The sequence below is a fragment of the Leisingera sp. ABM4_060 genome (assembly GCF_056158765.1).
Window position 1 is genome coordinate 207,460 of the sequence record NZ_JBSWTX010000001.1, and the last position, 15,472, is coordinate 222,931.

12 protein-coding genes are annotated in these 15,472 nt (G+C 56.2%); all 12 read right to left on the reverse strand.

Annotated features, from left to right (window positions below; translation table 11 throughout):
• Positions 1-53 precede the first annotated feature (53 nt).
• On the reverse strand, positions 54-1,730 hold the full coding sequence (locus ACXAEH_RS00900; protein WP_475030614.1) for an adenylate/guanylate cyclase domain-containing protein: 1,677 nt from the start codon (positions 1,728-1,730) through the stop codon (positions 54-56).
• 57 nt (positions 1,731-1,787) lie between these two features.
• Positions 1,788-2,858, reverse strand: coding sequence for a Hint domain-containing protein (locus ACXAEH_RS00905; protein ID WP_475030615.1), 1,071 nt, complete (start codon positions 2,856-2,858; stop codon positions 1,788-1,790).
• Between the two features lie 225 nt (positions 2,859-3,083).
• On the reverse strand, positions 3,084-3,479 hold the full coding sequence (locus ACXAEH_RS00910) for an RES family NAD+ phosphorylase (RefSeq protein ID WP_475030616.1): 396 nt from the start codon (positions 3,477-3,479) through the stop codon (positions 3,084-3,086).
• Positions 3,480-3,680: 201 nt separating this feature from the next.
• Complete coding sequence (locus tag ACXAEH_RS00915; protein ID WP_475030617.1) at positions 3,681-4,043, reverse strand: hypothetical protein; 363 nt, start codon at positions 4,041-4,043, stop codon at positions 3,681-3,683.
• A 29-nt stretch (positions 4,044-4,072) separates the two neighbouring features.
• Positions 4,073-5,914, reverse strand: a complete 1,842-nt coding sequence (locus ACXAEH_RS00920) for a TniQ family protein (RefSeq protein WP_475030618.1) — start codon at positions 5,912-5,914, stop codon at positions 4,073-4,075.
• Positions 5,911-6,912: a TniB family NTP-binding protein gene (locus tag ACXAEH_RS00925; protein WP_475030619.1), complete on the reverse strand. Its 1,002-nt coding sequence runs from the start codon at positions 6,910-6,912 to the stop codon at positions 5,911-5,913. Before ACXAEH_RS00925 ends, ACXAEH_RS00920 begins: the two co-directional genes overlap by 4 nt.
• Positions 6,905-8,779: a hypothetical protein gene (locus ACXAEH_RS00930; RefSeq protein WP_475030620.1), complete on the reverse strand. Its 1,875-nt coding sequence runs from the start codon at positions 8,777-8,779 to the stop codon at positions 6,905-6,907. Before ACXAEH_RS00930 ends, ACXAEH_RS00925 begins: the two co-directional genes overlap by 8 nt.
• Positions 8,780-9,072: 293 nt before the next feature.
• Positions 9,073-9,876, reverse strand: coding sequence for a hypothetical protein (locus tag ACXAEH_RS00935; RefSeq protein WP_475030621.1), 804 nt, complete (start codon positions 9,874-9,876; stop codon positions 9,073-9,075).
• A 493-nt stretch (positions 9,877-10,369) separates the two neighbouring features.
• Positions 10,370-10,735: a hypothetical protein gene (locus ACXAEH_RS00940; RefSeq protein ID WP_475030622.1), complete on the reverse strand. Its 366-nt coding sequence runs from the start codon at positions 10,733-10,735 to the stop codon at positions 10,370-10,372.
• A 150-nt stretch (positions 10,736-10,885) separates the two neighbouring features.
• Positions 10,886-12,784, reverse strand: coding sequence for a hypothetical protein (locus ACXAEH_RS00945; RefSeq protein ID WP_475030623.1), 1,899 nt, complete (start codon positions 12,782-12,784; stop codon positions 10,886-10,888).
• Between the two features lie 158 nt (positions 12,785-12,942).
• Entirely contained in the window at positions 12,943-14,847 is a 1,905-nt protein-coding gene (locus ACXAEH_RS00950) for a caspase family protein (protein WP_475030624.1), read from the reverse strand.
• Positions 14,848-15,462: a hypothetical protein gene (locus tag ACXAEH_RS00955; RefSeq protein WP_475030625.1), complete on the reverse strand. Its 615-nt coding sequence runs from the start codon at positions 15,460-15,462 to the stop codon at positions 14,848-14,850.
• Positions 15,463-15,472 lie beyond the last annotated feature (10 nt).

Sequence of the window (15,472 nt, forward strand, 5' to 3'; positions counted from 1 at the left end):
GCGGCAGCGGAGGGGAACGGGAAAACGCCCGTTCCGCCAGGCCGGGCTGCGGCTCAACGCTGTCCCGCGGCCAGTATCCGGGGAAGGGCTGCGGCCTGTTCCACCGGCAGGGCGGCGAGTGGTGCCGCAACGCCCCTCAGCTGGAAGGTTTGCAGGGCGAATCCCTCCGGCTCATAGCCGGCCGCCTGCAGCACCCGGGCGGAGACCAGCAGTTCGGCCCCCAGCTCCTTGGTCTGCGCCTCAAGCCGGCTGGCAGTATTGACGCAGTCGCCGATGATGGTGCGGGGCGCATGGGCGGCGCTGCCGATCTCGCCCAGCACCAGCTCGCCCAGGTGGATACCGATGCCGATGCGGATGTCGGGTTCGCCGTCCGCCAGCGCCGCGTTGAAGTCCTGCAGGGCGGTGCCGACGGCGGCGGCGGCCTCTAGCGCGGCACGGGCAGAGCGGGCCGGGGCGGGGGCTTCGAACAGCGCCAGCAGCCCGTCGCCGAGGTATTTGTCGACGGTGCCGCCGGCGCCGGTGATGGCGGGGACGATGGCGTCGAAGAAGCGGTTCAGCAGGAACACCACGTCATAGGGCAGCTGGCCGGAGGTGCGGGCGGTGAAGCCGCGCATGTCGAGGAACAGCACCGCCAGCTGCTGTTCGCTGCCCTGGCTGGCGTGGGCACGGCCCTTGCTGCCGTCGGGGCGGAACATGCGGGTGACGGCGAGCGGCGCCTGCGGGCGGATCTGGCAGGCCAGCCGCATGTTGGCGGGCGCCTTGACGCGCGCCAGGCTGCGGGCCTCGGCGGGGGAGGGCGGCGGCAGGGTTTCGGCGCCCTCGTCGACCACAACGCGGCAGGTGGTGCAGCGGCCCTTGCCGCCGCAGAGCGAGGTGTGCAGGACGCCGCCCGCGCGCGACATCTCCAGCAGGGTCATGCCCCGTTCGGCGCGGATTTCGGGGCCGAAGGCATAGCGGATGGTGACAGCGCGGCGCCGCCGCAGGGCCTTGCGCAGAAGAAAGGCGGCGGCGGTCAGGGCCAGCAGCGCAAAGAAGATCGAAAGCCACAGCTGTTCGACCGCAAACATCTCTGCAAAGGCCTCGCGGCTGGGCCAGTTGAAGCCCTCCATCAGCGCTGCGCGCTCGGTGCCTTCGACAAACAGGCCGTAGATGCGGCGGCCCTCGGTCAGCAGGCCCGCGAAGGCAAAGCCGGGAATGAAGACCGCGATACCGGCCATCCAGGGGATCAGCGCGCGCCACCAGCGGGTGAGCCGCAGCCAGTAGTGCAGCCCCATGCAGCCGTGGATCCAGACCGCCAGCAGCAGCAGGCTCTGCTGCCAGATTTCGGGCGAGGCCCACATCAGGATGATCTGATAGGGCATCTCGTCATTGGTGCCGTAGACCTCGTGCGAGTAGCGGGTGAAGACCAGATGCGCGATGAGCTGCAGCGGAATCAGCAGGGCCAGCACGGTTTGCAGCGCCTCGCCCCAGCGCATCCGCAGGGTGCGGCGGCGGGCCAGGTTCCAGAGCGCAAGGCCTGCGTGCAGGATCAGTGCGGCATAGAGGATCAGGCTGCCCGGCAGGCTGCGGGTGATCACCTGGCGGGCATCCTGGAATTCATCCATCCACACCGGCGACAGCAGGCCGAGGCCGATGTTCAGGAAATGAAAGAAGGCATAGGCAAACAGCACCAGCCCGGTGATGATCCGGGTGCGGCTGATCCAATTGCCCTGCCAGAGCGCGCTTGCCACCCGGGGTCTCCTGTTCGCGGTGTTCAGGTGGCAGACTGCGGGGTGCGGGCGCTGCGGTCAAGATGCGGTGCCGGCCGCGGACAGGGCTGCGAGCAGCCGGCTTTCCTTTTGTTTCAGAACCATGCGGGCGGGCGGATAGGCGCTGCCCAGGCCGTGCTCCAGCTCCGGGAACAGGGCCAGGATTTCGGCGCGGGCGGCGCTGCCGCTGCCGCGGACCGTGCGCAGGCCGGGCTGAAAGCTTTCGGTCCACATGCCGTTGGAGAACACCGCCTGGTGGTCTTCGAACAGCAGGTGCACGTAGGTTGTGCGCGCCACCTGCTGCTGCGCGACGCCGCAGCGGGGCTGCAGATGGCTGGCGGCGGCAAACACTTCGGGCTCGCCGAACATCATCTGGCAGGCGGCGCCTTTCAGCAGCAGCCGGTGCTGCGGCGATACCCAGAGGTCGCGGGCAGGCTGGACGGGGCCGAAAGCGCCGGCCGCAATGCGCACCGGCTGCAGGTGCGGGCAGGCCTGCAGCCAGTCCGGGCTGATCTGGCGGATGCCGGCCCACAGCACCGGCTGAAAACCGTTGTCGCGGGTCAGCACCCGGTCGCCGGGACGCAGCCGCTCTACCGGGCGCAGGCCGGTGTCGGTGCAGATCTCCGTGCCGGCGGTGAAGCAGGGGACAAAGCTGTCATAGGCCGAGGAGCCAGTGTTGCTGCCGGAGACCTTCTTGTAGCGCGCGCCGTCCTTCAGGGCGGTGTCGGTGGAAAACCCCCAGACATCCTGGGTGACGCCATTCCGGGAGAACACGGTGATGGTGATGACCGGGCCGACAAGATTGCCGGAGCTGTCCATCTCCTGCACGTAATGGTGCGATTCCGCCTCGACCGGGGTGCCGCTGTCCACCATGGAGCCGCCATCGACGATGGTATGGCCCGCCGCCATGTCGTCTTCCATTGTGTCGGCATCGCCTGCGGTGTCGTCCAGGGTGACCTGCTCGATCTGATAGCTGCCATCATAGACAAAGATTGTGCCGGTCGGGGTGTCGGAGTTGTTGATGATCGCGCTGCCTGAGGGCATGTGGGGCGAGCTGGCGTCCACGGTCAAAGCGTTTGCGTTGAACGCGCTTAAGGTACGAATTGCCATGTGAGCCCCCCGGCGGACCAGTAATCATTTGTGATGTTCTGCCGGTGGTTTTGCGGTGATTTGCCTAATGCCGGATTAAGGCTGCGCTGCGTTTGGTTCGAATTTTAGATACTGCCGGACGGGCGGCGCAAAGAACGCGGGGAAAGCTTGAAAATATCCTGTTTCCAGCGCGTTAAGCGGGGCTGTGTCATTCGGACGCGGGCAGGCCTTTGCCGGGCGCAGCTGTCAGGCTGGGGGATGCCAGGGCTGCGCCGGGCCTGCGGTGGTTGCCACTGCCGGAGCGTCTGCAAACAGGACCAGATGGGCCAGATCCGGGCGGGAGCGCGAAGAATAAAGCAACCCCTGCGCACCGCCGCTGCGGGCGCTGTCCGAGAATGCCCAGGTCGGGGAGGGGGCGCCGGTTGCGCGGATCTCCTGCCAGATGGCGGAGGCTTCGGGGCGGCCGCGCAGGTCGAGGATCCGCTCAGCCGTGACGCGCAGCGGCTGGATGATCCGGGGCGGGCCGCCGGGCGCAAGGCAGCGTTTGATGGCGATGCCTGCGCCTTCAGCCGTGAGGGAGGTGTAAAGGGCGGCCTGGCCGGAATGGTGGAACCGCCCTTCGGGCGCGCGGGCAGGGGCCAAGGGTGTCAGGTGACACGATAGTTGTCCATTGCGAGCTCAGCAACGTATTGAAATCATTAGATAGGCATGCTCTCGCGTGACAAGCAACTGTCCATTGTTGACAGAAATGTTGTCCATTGCTTCCGAACAAAATGAACCAGTCGCAATGAAAAAGCACCGCTGGTGAAGCGGTGCTTTCCCGATTTAGACGTTGGCGTAAGACTACTGCATCGAAAATACAGGCAGTGCCAGCAGAGCTACGACGGCCCAGAGCTGTACGGCAAAGTAAACGGAAATAAGGAAGATCCCCAAGAAGATCGCTACACCGGCTGCCACCCCAGATACCCTTCCTTTTCTTGTCACACCAGGGACGATACTGCCAAAGATCCAGCTTGCGAGTGCAACCACCCCAACAACAGACATTCCGAGCCCAAAAATTAGGGCCCTGACATCCGCTGTGGCGTCATAAGTGTGAAGGCCAAGCATCCCGATGCCGAACCATCTCCAAACCTTCCAAAGCTCATCCGTAAACTTTCTAGTGGCTGCCGCTCCAGCCGTGAGTGCTTCCCAGAATCTCTCGCTCATCACTTTGTCCTGTTTTTGACTGACGAATCTCATTCACGCGAAGGAGAATGCGTCGGCCTGCCAACATGATCAGGTGGGTGGACAGCTTCTCTGAGGTAGATCTTGCTCAAATGGCTTGGGAAGCCAAGCGGATAGATGCCCTGCCTCTCCAACCTGCGGGCAACGTGGTTGGCTTGAATTCCTGCCTCGGCAGCCAGCGAGCCGAGCGACACATATTTGCCGGCGAACCGGTCAATTTCCGTGAAAGCGAACAATCGACAATGCTGACGGCGGCTCGGGCGCCAACACTGAGTTCCCAACAAATACCCTTCGCGCACAAGCCACGCCACTGTTGAGGCGTTCAATTTCAGGGCAGCCCTTGCTTGTGAGAGCGTCAGTTGTCCTTCTGGGGGCCAAATCTCAGGACCAAAAACGATGCGGCGCAGTTCGTCCCGACTTACAATCAAGTCGTACATATTTTCGCTGCCAGGCAGTTGGCCAACAAACTCGATTTTTTGCTGAGCCAGCATCTCTATGATCATCTCAGACGGAAGTGACACGGCACCTGCGGCAGCGGCAATAGGTGAGCATCTAGGCGGGAGGCTTTGCAGCATTTGTACCCGGCGGAAAACAGCTTCACGCAAGCTATCAAGCTCGCCCACATCAAAGATTTCCGCCACGTTTTCCATTCTCACGACGGAGCGAACCAAATCAATGCGCTTAAAGCGGTCGAACATCTCCCCCGAAACACCAAGCCGCTTAGCAGCCTGTACCCGTGGTAAATGCGAACTGATCCCTGACAGCAGCGTATCTACGTCTTCGACCGCGAGAGATCTGCTGTTTCCTGTCATCTTTTTCAGAATTCGCTCCGCCCGGGAGATATTTAGCCCGTATTCGGCTGCGGCGCTGCTTACAGTATGAAATTTGCGCTCCTTGCAGTTTCGCCCATAAATAGTTTCCCCTTCCGGTATCGGATGATGGTTGAAAACAAACTCGGCCGCTTCGTCGAGAATACTTTCATAGCGCAGGTCCGCTTTTACCTTTTCGAGCCAGCGCCCGAAAATTCCAAACGCAGCGTAGTGGCCAGAACGATCAGAAGCGCGTTCTTCCCATATCTCGGTGAGCAAAGGCTCCAATCCTTTATCCGAGCGAAAGAGACTATGAAACGCGGCTTCGGTCGCAATTGATAGTTCACCCTCATCAAGCCGACTAGGAGACGCTTGAGCACCGAAGGTCAACGCTGCGCCAGCCTTTTCACAAAGTAACGCAACAACACTGATTTCGAGCTGATCCAGCCAGTGGCCGGTTCGTTGCCCTGCCAACCGGTGTAGTAGCCATGTTTCAAAGTCAGCTGAACGGGTTTCGGCCCCCTCCGCCGCGCTTTGAATGACTTGGAATTGGTCTGCAATGATCTGCGCGAAATCCACAGTGTAACGCAACGCTGATCCAGACGGCAAAGCCAAGATTGGTACATTGTGTTCCGGGCAAGTTCGGAACTGAGCTAGCTGCCAGTGTGCCCTGCTGTGGCGAGCAAGCCGCCCACCCTGTTCATAATCGTTGACGATGCAACGCGGACAGAGACGCACGTAGCTCCGGTTCTTTACAGGTCGATCAAGAAGGTGGCTGCGGAACTCAAAACGCCTCTCGGGACGAGGCAAAAAGGCTTCACGTACGAGCTGGGAACCATCTGCTCCGACAATTCTCGCAAAGTGCTCTATTGCGGATGTGCGCCCCCGATTTATATTGGTCCAGTTGGCCCCGAGATCGCTCACCAAATCAGAAACTGGGGCAATTCCATGTTTCATTGCAATGCGGGAGGCCAGGCTAAGCGCAGGCTCGTAGGGGAATGCAGGCAGTGTCAATTGAAGCGGTGTCACGGCTCTATGCTTCATGTGCCCAACCCCTTGCCATCATCCTGAGGTTCTCGTCCAAGCAGCAGCAAGCGGGCATTGATGGATGTATAGTCTTCGCGCAGGAATGGGTTGAAATCCGCAACGCAACCTGACCGCTGTGCAAAAGCCTGCACAAAACAGGACGCACCCAGTTCATTTGTCCCGGCACGCATGGCGATTTCCAGAGCAGATAGAAGCAATTCAACAGTCAAGCCGAACTCACCATCCGCAGCATGTATCAGCCGCCTCACAAATTGCCCGTCTTGCAAGTCGCTACCGACTGAAAGATCGCCAGCCTCAGCGTAACTGACCACCATTTTCCTAATAGGTGATCCGTCCTGAGCAGGGTCGAGCTTTGTGAACTGAACAGGCGTGAAGCGCCGAGCCAACTGCGGATCTTTGTTAATCAAGTCACACAACTGCGGCATGCCGCTTAAGATCGTGCTGACCGGCCAGTTTGGGTTGTTCATCAACGCCTTCAGCGTATTGATGACGGCCTGAATTTCTCGTGGATTCTGGTTGACACAGAAATCCTGGGCCTCATCAAAATGCAGAACAAGCGTCTGACGCAGGTGTAGATTTTTCTGAACCAAGTCCCAGATGATCGCTGAAGTCCGATCTCGGCGCAGAGGATATCCCAATACATTCAGGCAGGCGAGGCCGACAAACTTGACGCTGGCAGGCGAAGGAACGCTCAAGCTGACGGCTTCCGCTTTTTCCATGCCCGGCTGCAGAGTCTGCAAATTTGGGTGAGTAGCAAACAAACGCCTCACAGCCGTGGTCTTTCCCGATCCTGAGTCACCTATCACTGCAATACCAGGGGTTTCCTTTTGCGTGCCGAGCTCCAGATCAGCACGACGACGATTGAGCAATCTAGTGAAAGCGCCTTGCAGTTCACGATAGTTCCGGTGAGCGAAGAACCGTGCGCGAAGGGTGGCAAGTCTTCGGTCAATATCATCAACGCCCGTACCGGTCATCATGGAGGTTTTCTTACTCATCATCGAACCCCCATTCACTGCCGTCAGAGTCTGAAATGGTTTCATCTGTTTCGCCCGCATCGCCGGCAGCAGCGTCCACAGAAGCCTCCAGAGAGTTTGCTTGGTTTTCGGGAAGCGTGATTTTCTGACCGAAGAAATCTTCTGCTGGAGTTTCAAGGATCGCGGGGCCAGTTCGAAAAAAGGTGCCATTAAACAAATTGGCTTGGACAGCTTTGATCTGCTTATAGGATGGCTCCCCAGGCAAAACTGCTGAGCGGATGCGTGCGGCCTTGTCGGTCGCACAGATTTCTTGGATGGCCCGATCACGAATGGATTCCGTGAGTTCCGCCTCATGAGAAAAGCGCTGCTTAATTTCTCGGAACTGTGTGATCCATTCGTTCAAAGAAATGCCATACAAAGGCGTGGCAGAAAGTGCTTCAGCAGTCTCCCACTTGCCGTCAATCTCAATCGAAACCGCACCAATGTCCGCCGGGTCAGCTTTTACCCGCAGCGCAGCCCGTTTTCCGCGCGCCCAATGCTGTCGCAGAGCATCACAAGAATAATGATGCGAAAACAGCTCAACACCCTTTTTCGACGGTTTGCGTGTGAATTCCACGCCTAGCGCTGCTCGCAATGTGTGGAGATCGGCGGGTTCTGTAACCGCGAATTGCTCCTCTAGTTCCCGCCATCGATTGGCTGGTGTCTGACCATTCAGGCCTCGATGCGGGCGATTGTGATAATAGTCTACGACATAGAGCGTCAGCACGCGCGTTAGATCCTCATCATCCAGCGCGGTACGCTGCTCAGTAGGATAATCCCCCCGTGCCTGCGGGTTGTGAAACGTGCGGCCAGAAAGGTATGGCATCAGGTTCTGACTTAGATTTCCGAAGAACCTTTCTTGATGCGCCCGGAGTTCCGGGATTTTCACCGGCGGAAACAGCATCGTCGCGCCTATACTGTTCACCCCTGCCATAAAATCATTGGAAACAAACGCTGCCCCGGTGTCCGCGCACACAGTCGAAAACCCGGCACAAAACGACCAAGAACTTTTTGCCCCAAACGCGCGTGCAAAATCGGTCTTATCGACGGACGCCATGCGGAGGGCCCTCATGGCCGCTTCTGCACTGGGGCTTTTGACAACTGCCAGAGCCAAGATGCAACGCGTCGCACTATCAATGACCGCATACAGATAGCGACGGCCTTTCGGGATGTTACAACGGATTTCAGCAGGAAGCGCACTCATCAAACCAATGCGCGAAAAGTAGCTCCAGAGATCGACTTCCCATTCATCAATCTCAATGCGCTCCCCAGGAAATTGTGCCATTTCCTGAATGCCGATACCACTGGAAACAAACCGTCGCCGGGCGGCGTCAATACCTTCGCGCATGGCAACCATTTCAAACTGATCCAGGCTGGAAATGCGCCGCTCAATGGTGCGGATACTGGGGACCGGAAACGCTGGCAGCCCTTTTTCAACTCTGGCTGAGCTGACACGTTTGAGCATGTGCCTGGTATTCGTTGCAACGGTTCGGGCGTCACTGCCGCCCTCCTTTGCGAACTCACGAATACCTTGTTGGAGGAGCTCTTCTACCTCTGGTTCGAAATGGTTTGCCTCTTTGCCTGGATGCCTCTTGCGGACCAAGACGCGCAAATCAAAGCCTGCGCTGACAAATTTGCGGTAGACCCGGCGAATAGAGCGGGTCGAAGGCGCTTGAGGCAGTTCGATGCGGTCACCAAATCTCGGCGCGCGATCAGGGAACTGCTGGTTTCTGAACGCTTCTGACAGCTTGGGAAGAACTTCGGCCAAGGCCGCTTCAAGCCCCTTATCGGTGAACGTAAGCCTGGATTCAGTTTCAAGTTCGTGGATGGCGCAAAGAATCCGTCCCATGAAAACAACCTTTGCCCGCTCTTTAGGTTTGATGAGTGTCAGATCGCAATTGTAGGTAGCCGGGCCCGTGCGCATGGCTGGGGGTGGCGTATACCGCCACTGTCCGCTTGCTCGCAGTTTGGCGACATCTTCCCAGCTGAAAAACTCAGCAATTTCAGTTTGATCGAGCCGCCGGAGAGTGGTGCCGCTATAGTCCGAGACTTCAGGAGTGTAGGACGTAGATCCAATCCTGACAGTAGCCCCTGGGCGCAGCGAACGTAGGATAGGCCGTGATTTCGGTATGGATGGTATTGTCATGCTGCCCTCGCTTTCACGAGGCTGTGCTGGCCAATGATACCCTCGCTCAAGACCTGGAGGTGACCGCTGAAGGCAGCTCGAAACGCCGCTCGATACCCCCTTCCGGCTAAACCTGTCATAGCTGCGAGATCGGCGATCTTCATCGTACCGCAGAAGGTGCCCAACACTCGCTCTAACGCTCGGTCGGCATCAGGATCAGGTTTCCTGGAAAAGTCGATATAGCGGCGGGCGTTTTGCGCTTGTGCCCGTGTAAAGTCCTGATCCGTAACGAGTATCAGATCATCCGCCTGATCGCTGGTCAGGTGCCGCTTCACGGCAGCCAGCCTCTCATGGAATTCAGCGGTCATTTTGGCTGCGGGCTTTACTGCAATCGCAAGCTTGCGCCCATCAGCCAGAACTACCAGGAGATCAATGTGGTGCCGAGCTCTCCTGCCAACCGCATCAACAAATGATACTTCGAATGGCTGCTCGATCAGATCTACAAATCTTGGGTGAGTTACTGCCATCTGGATGGTCATCAATTCGAGCAGGCTTTCGAATTGGACACGAAATCGGCGACCGTCTTGTTTCCTGACAATGGTTGTCCAGCCGCGGCAGCTGAATCTGGAGCGCATCGCAATCTTGCGGGTAGCGCGTGACATCAGGGGAAGGCTGACGCCAGAGATATTCTCCGCGCTTTCAAAGCTACTCATTGGTGTTTCCTTTAACCAAGTTGAAGTGTTCGCGAGCAGCGGCTGCACGCGTTTTCTGTTGACTTTTGCTTTGGAAAAGACGACCAATGGGCCAACAATGGGGATCATCGGTCTTCACAAAGGGCTCGGAAGTTGGCGCTTCCGGGCCTTTGCCTTTTCACACGGGATTAGGCGATTTCTCTAAATCATGATTACTCCCCCTCGCATCAACTTTGGCGGCATCGCCAGCCAGGCGTGCGTTTCTGGAGAAAGATAAAGCACGCAGATAGCGCGACTTTTGGCCGACCGCTGCGATCTTCGATCTCCAGAACTACGCATACACAGGCTGATTCGCCTTTCCCGAATCGCATTTAGAGATCGAAAAATCAATATAAAGCGCAAATCCAGGCAGGCGATCCTATATATAGATTTTTATCAGACGTATACGGCTGTTTTATTTTGATCGCGCAAAAATAACAGACAAAATAATCTGAAGAATGAAATAGCAATGTCCACAGGCCTTTTCCGGATATCCGTTTCAAACGCAACAATCAGGGGCGGGGCAATTTCACATCGAGAATAGCTTTACTGCGGAATAGTCAATAACAGTATATACCCCTCTTCACCCGTCCTGACTGGTATAGAGAGGTAAAGACCATCCCCGCGCTCGCAACTCCTCAGTCACAAGTTTTCGCACGGCTTTTTGGCCTGTTGGGTCATTGCCGAAACGGGCAATTATCCCGATTTCGATCAACTGCTCGAGAACTGAAAAGGCGTTTTCACCCATACCTTTTCCATAGCAAAGTGCCCGGCAACGCGCGTCGAGCTGGTCCAGTGTCACTCCCAACACTTCTGCCAAATCCTGAGCTGAGTTTCTGTTGAGGGAAGTCGCTGGCGTCTCCGTCAGCCCTTGAAGCAACTGCGCCCTTTCACTGTCGGTGGGCTCTGCACCGTCGCGAAGGATTGCTGCGAGGCGATCAGGCGTCATCCAAACCTCTCCGTAGCTGATCGAACACCGCACGGCATAGAACTCTAGCGGTGTAAGAGACCGATCATGAGACATCGCGCGCGCCTTTCAACATTGACGAATAGTATTAGAACTTAATCGCCCAACGCAGGTCCGCAAACATCGATCCTACTATGAGCTGTCTTTACTCACACGAAGGCGCGCTACTCGGTGAACCTTTGCAAGCAGATCGATATCCTCATTCCGACCTCGGCGAACCGTGCGGGAAACGGCGTCGGCGAACTGATCAATCGCGGGAAAATGTGAAGCAATGCGCTCTGTGCCGAACGACAGAGCCTTGAGCAACAACCCAGCGAGGGGAATACCCAAAACTCCGGCTGCCTCGCCCGCGAAGTCGATCCGATTGATTTGGCCGCGACGTTTTCCAAACCAAGTTCCCATCTCAGATGCGAGCCGATCAGCCTCCGCTACCCGTGCTTCAGGCGGCAAATTCGCAAGGCGGGAAATCAGAGCAAGCGCTCGGGTCCGGTCGGAACCACGTGTGGTTACATCAAGTACATCGCACAAACTGGTATCGTTCCGCCAAGGGTCCTCGAAGGCGAAGACCGGGACAGGCGGCAAAACGACTTCGCCATGGTCTCTCGCACGTGAGTTCGCTTGCCATGTTTCGAACATTTCTGGCGTGCAGCCAGCATGAAAGTTAAGCATCTCGCCCATTCCCCTCATGAGCGGCAGCCAGGATTCCGTAAGTTCTTGCTCAGGTCGCGGCAGAAGTGTCGCACCGAGCGCGTGGGCGAGGTGAATATCGCCCGCAAAGTGGTAGGCCTCGACCCGGAAATCTTTATTTTTCAAACGCTCCAGGTCTTTGGCAATAGTCTCGCCTACCCCGACGGATCCAATCATCGAGATTCCTTGCGACAGGAAGGATGGAACCGCTCTCCGCAACATGGTTTCTGGCAAGAGAAGACGGCGCAGTTCTTCTGCGTTATCGCGCCCGGATTGCCGTGCAATCGCTTCTGACAACGCTGGCAAGACGGAACGTACCTCTGGCTGAGCAAAAAGTGAGTTCCGCACTGTACGAACGAGGTCCGACACCACCACCCCCGCGGTTGCCCGTCGGCCGGCGACCGCATCAGAACGAACCTCATGCAGCTCACGCAGCAGGCCACGATCGATACGCTCCTCGGGTTGCCGTGTTACGATCCGGGCACGTCCGCATTGAACAAGTTCAAACAGATCCACCCTGGAGATACCGAAGGTCCCCTCGACACTGCCAGGGGTAGGAATATCTATTACCGGAAGTTCGAGATACACGACGTCAAAGGCCATCAACACCTGCCGCAAGTCGGCGGTTTGGCCAACCGAACTCGGCAAGAAGCAGGCAGTCGCATTCCCCCGGCGGCAGATTGGAAAGTCCGCAGCCTTAAACTCTCCGGCTATCATGGCCTCAAAATTCGCAAACCATGCCGCTTCCTCATCGCCCACGAACTCAGGCAGATCACGGCGCTGGGACAATGGCTGTGTTCGGAGACCATCTCTGGAATCGGGAGAGTTGGAGGGTGTCTCGGTAGATTGTTCCTTGCCCTCCAATGTTACATCGAAGCCTGGCAGTATTTTCTGCAGCATGTCCTGCACCGCCACGCCAAGTTCAGGCTCTAAGGGGCCGTCGCAAGTATAGTGGCGGCTGCCAGGCCCCTCGTTTGCGAGACGGATTGGTGGCAGCGCAGGAAAACGCCCTGCAAGGACGAGTTCCACATCCGCCCGGGTCAGCGGCATCGCCGCCAGAGCCCCACCAATATCCTCGTCCTGAATGATCGGAACCCGAATAGCATTCTCTACACGCAGGTTGGTAAGAGCGATCTGACACCCCACCTGCCGTACAGTCTCATCGAACCAGCTTCGATGCTTATCCGCATCAAGATCCTCGATTGGCACAAAGAGCAGGTAGCTGTGCTTGGCAATTTGCCAAAGTTCCGTTCGCGCGCAAGGATAGTGAGCCCGCAGAGTTAAATCGGTCCACCGTGCCTTCTCGCGCCCGATCTCGCAAAAATACGGGGCTTCGTCTTTCATACATCAGAAATGGGGACACCCAAGAGTTTTCACAAGATGTTGACGCAGTTACAGCATGGAGTATTCTCGACCTTGCTATCGTTCGCCGCGCGACGCGCCAATGCAGTTACGAGCAAAAGAACCGACTTGCAAAGTCGCGCTAACGGGTACTCCTTCAACTAGTGAACTTCTTCGGTCAAACGGCCAACAATATGCCACGGCATCCTGTCTGGATAAATGAGCGAAGCCATAACCGAAATATACAAATCAAGTTTGGTGCAATCTCGCGCCCCGCTGGTGATTGCCCCCTTTAGATGATCATATACAAAACTCTCAAACTCACCCAAAGTGAAGACATCAAACCCAACGTGGAAACCGAGATTACGGCCATGGCTGATAACCTCCGCTGTGAAGTCAGAGTAGGTATCCGGAACATAGGTTCCGACATGTTCGCCGTCTAAGTCAACGAAATCGTATCTAATGGTCTCCATGTCGTCATAGCTGAAGTAGTGGAGCAGAAGCACAAACAGAAGCTCACTCGGCTTAGCCTTGAAACGTTTGGAATCAATCTCTGTGGACCCGCAGCGAAATTTCATGAAGTCGTACACGTCCTCCGGTGGAAGCCTTGACTTTGCAACCCTTCCCTCAAAGAAGAAGTAGTTGCTGTAGAACGACCCTACGAACCTTTTTGCCCAATCAGAAAACCCGTGGCGTTTTGCCAATGAGCTCACCAACAGCAAATCTGGTGCTTGCTCCTCTGAAACCAGATCAAAAGCCGAAGCGTATTTTTCCTCAATATGCGCAAGAATTTTCTCAACCTTTTCTCGACAGGCTGGAAAAGCACTCATGTCGTCGCCGGAGATTTCAAGGTAGAACAAAGCCCATGCTGCCAAACGGGTTATTCGTATAGGCAATGAAAAAAATTCGCTGAAACCTCCCCCACCGTACACAAGAAAGTACTCATGTTCACCGAGCTGATCCAACACAAACGTGAGTGAAATATCCAATTCCTCACCGAGCCGAGACCAAAAAAAGGACTGCACGATACCTCGTTCACTTTCGCACCTAATCTGCTGCGACAAAAAAAGAAATGTTGAGATTACATAGACCTTGGCAAACGCATCGTCGTGATCTGAAACTCGTAAAACCGTGCTGTCGCACATCCCCAACAGAAAACTCGCTTGGTTGGAACTATTCGACAGCTCGCTGAGTGCGGCCTCAGATGCATTCTGGAGCTTCCTGCAATCAAGAAGGGATGGGAGCGATTTATATGCTTCCAGCAACTGTTCGAGAGATTGCTCACTCAACTCACCGACAGCTTCAGGCTGAATGCTCGGAACCGGAAATACCTTTTCAGATCGGTTTTCGGCCGCAAAAACATTTCTACAAAACTTGGATGTCCCCGAAATATTGAAGGACCAAACCCGGGCCGACTGCTCTGCATGTTCCAATTCTAAACACTTGCCGATGTCATCCAGAGAAAGGTGGGACTTGTTTGATCCCGCATCTTGACTTCCGTTCATGAAACCCAGAACCGCCGTCGAGCCGACACCACCCTCGCGATATTCACCGGCGAATTCATCTCTGGCACTCAAAGTCAGAATAGAAACGCTCAATGCCCCTGCCAGACCCTGCGACTGCGCCCTGAACAAATTCGGCAGATCGCTGGCCATACCTCCGGCATGACATGCATCTATGATGATGTTCGTGTGATTAATGCAGCCGTCGTTCAGCATCTGAAACAAGTCTGAAAATGACAAACCGGTCAACGCAAGCCGTTCGGCATTAGTGTCCCGACAAGTTAGAAAATAACCAGAGTTTTGCACTCCACCATGACAGGCAAAAAACAAATTTAGCGTATCTACACCACCATCGTAGATGAGATCGCCGAGCGCAGAACGTACATCCGCGAGGCTCGGGTCAATTAGCTTTCTTGAGGTTGCCGGATCACACTCACCGATTTTAGGGTTCGTGAGCGCCGCAAACATCCTTTCCGCATCAGTAATTGTGCCGGGTAGCGGCTTCTCTCTTAAAATCCCAACTTCGTAATTTCCAACACCGACACACAAACAAACCTTGTTCATCTACACTGCTCTTTGCTCAAACCTTGCCATTCTTTGTTTTTCCCTTTCCTGCGCCTCCACCTTCTTGCGTTCTTTCATGTCCTCCATTTTGGCCTCGAACTCCGGCCCGGCACTCTCCAGTTCTGCAACCACTTTTGAGGCTTGACTGGGATGCAACATCAATGAGGGCATCGAAACTTCTCCGCTCTCGTCCAATGATAAAGGCATGTTTTCCACCATCTCCAGAAAGGTTTCTTGGATTGGCCTGCCCGCCGAGTTGATCACATTGCCTGAGTTCTCAGTGCTGACGGACAGAGTGTGGATTACGACCTCCATCATCTGCTCATGCATCTCATTTGAAATACCCTCGGCGGACTCAAATATCGCCATTGGGTTGCCTGCAACAACAACCTTCAGTGGGAGGTCACTAAGGGTACTCAACTCTTTCATCTCACCCGACTTGTCCCCCAGTTCATTCGCCGGAGTATCCCAATGTCTTCCATGTTGGAACGTCAGCACATTTTCAGGGGACATCACCGCTGCTTGCTTTTTTGTGACCCTCTTTCCTACGTCTTCTGAGAAGCTCTTCATGAAGTTTTTTTCAATGTCTTTAAACAGAAAGGGCGCATACGGCACTATTTGGTCC

What these genes read in the sequence shown, in the direction of transcription:
- ACXAEH_RS00935 (WP_475030621.1), bottom strand. Translation starts at nt 9,876, where the DNA reads ATGATCCCCATTGTTGGCCCATTGGTCGTCTTTTCCAAAGCAAAAGTC.
- ACXAEH_RS00930 (WP_475030620.1), bottom strand. Translation starts at nt 8,779, where the DNA reads ATGGGACGGATTCTTTGCGCCATCCACGAACTTGAAACTGAATCCAGG.
- ACXAEH_RS00950 (WP_475030624.1), bottom strand. Translation starts at nt 14,847, where the DNA reads ATGAACAAGGTTTGTTTGTGTGTCGGTGTTGGAAATTACGAAGTTGGG.
- ACXAEH_RS00915 (WP_475030617.1), bottom strand. Translation starts at nt 4,043, where the DNA reads ATGAGCGAGAGATTCTGGGAAGCACTCACGGCTGGAGCGGCAGCCACT.
- ACXAEH_RS00920 (WP_475030618.1), bottom strand. Translation starts at nt 5,914, where the DNA reads ATGAAGCATAGAGCCGTGACACCGCTTCAATTGACACTGCCTGCATTC.
- ACXAEH_RS00940 (WP_475030622.1), bottom strand. Translation starts at nt 10,735, where the DNA reads ATGACGCCTGATCGCCTCGCAGCAATCCTTCGCGACGGTGCAGAGCCC.
- ACXAEH_RS00945 (WP_475030623.1), bottom strand. Translation starts at nt 12,784, where the DNA reads ATGAAAGACGAAGCCCCGTATTTTTGCGAGATCGGGCGCGAGAAGGCA.
- ACXAEH_RS00905 (WP_475030615.1), bottom strand. Translation starts at nt 2,858, where the DNA reads ATGGCAATTCGTACCTTAAGCGCGTTCAACGCAAACGCTTTGACCGTG.
- ACXAEH_RS00925 (WP_475030619.1), bottom strand. Translation starts at nt 6,912, where the DNA reads ATGAGTAAGAAAACCTCCATGATGACCGGTACGGGCGTTGATGATATT.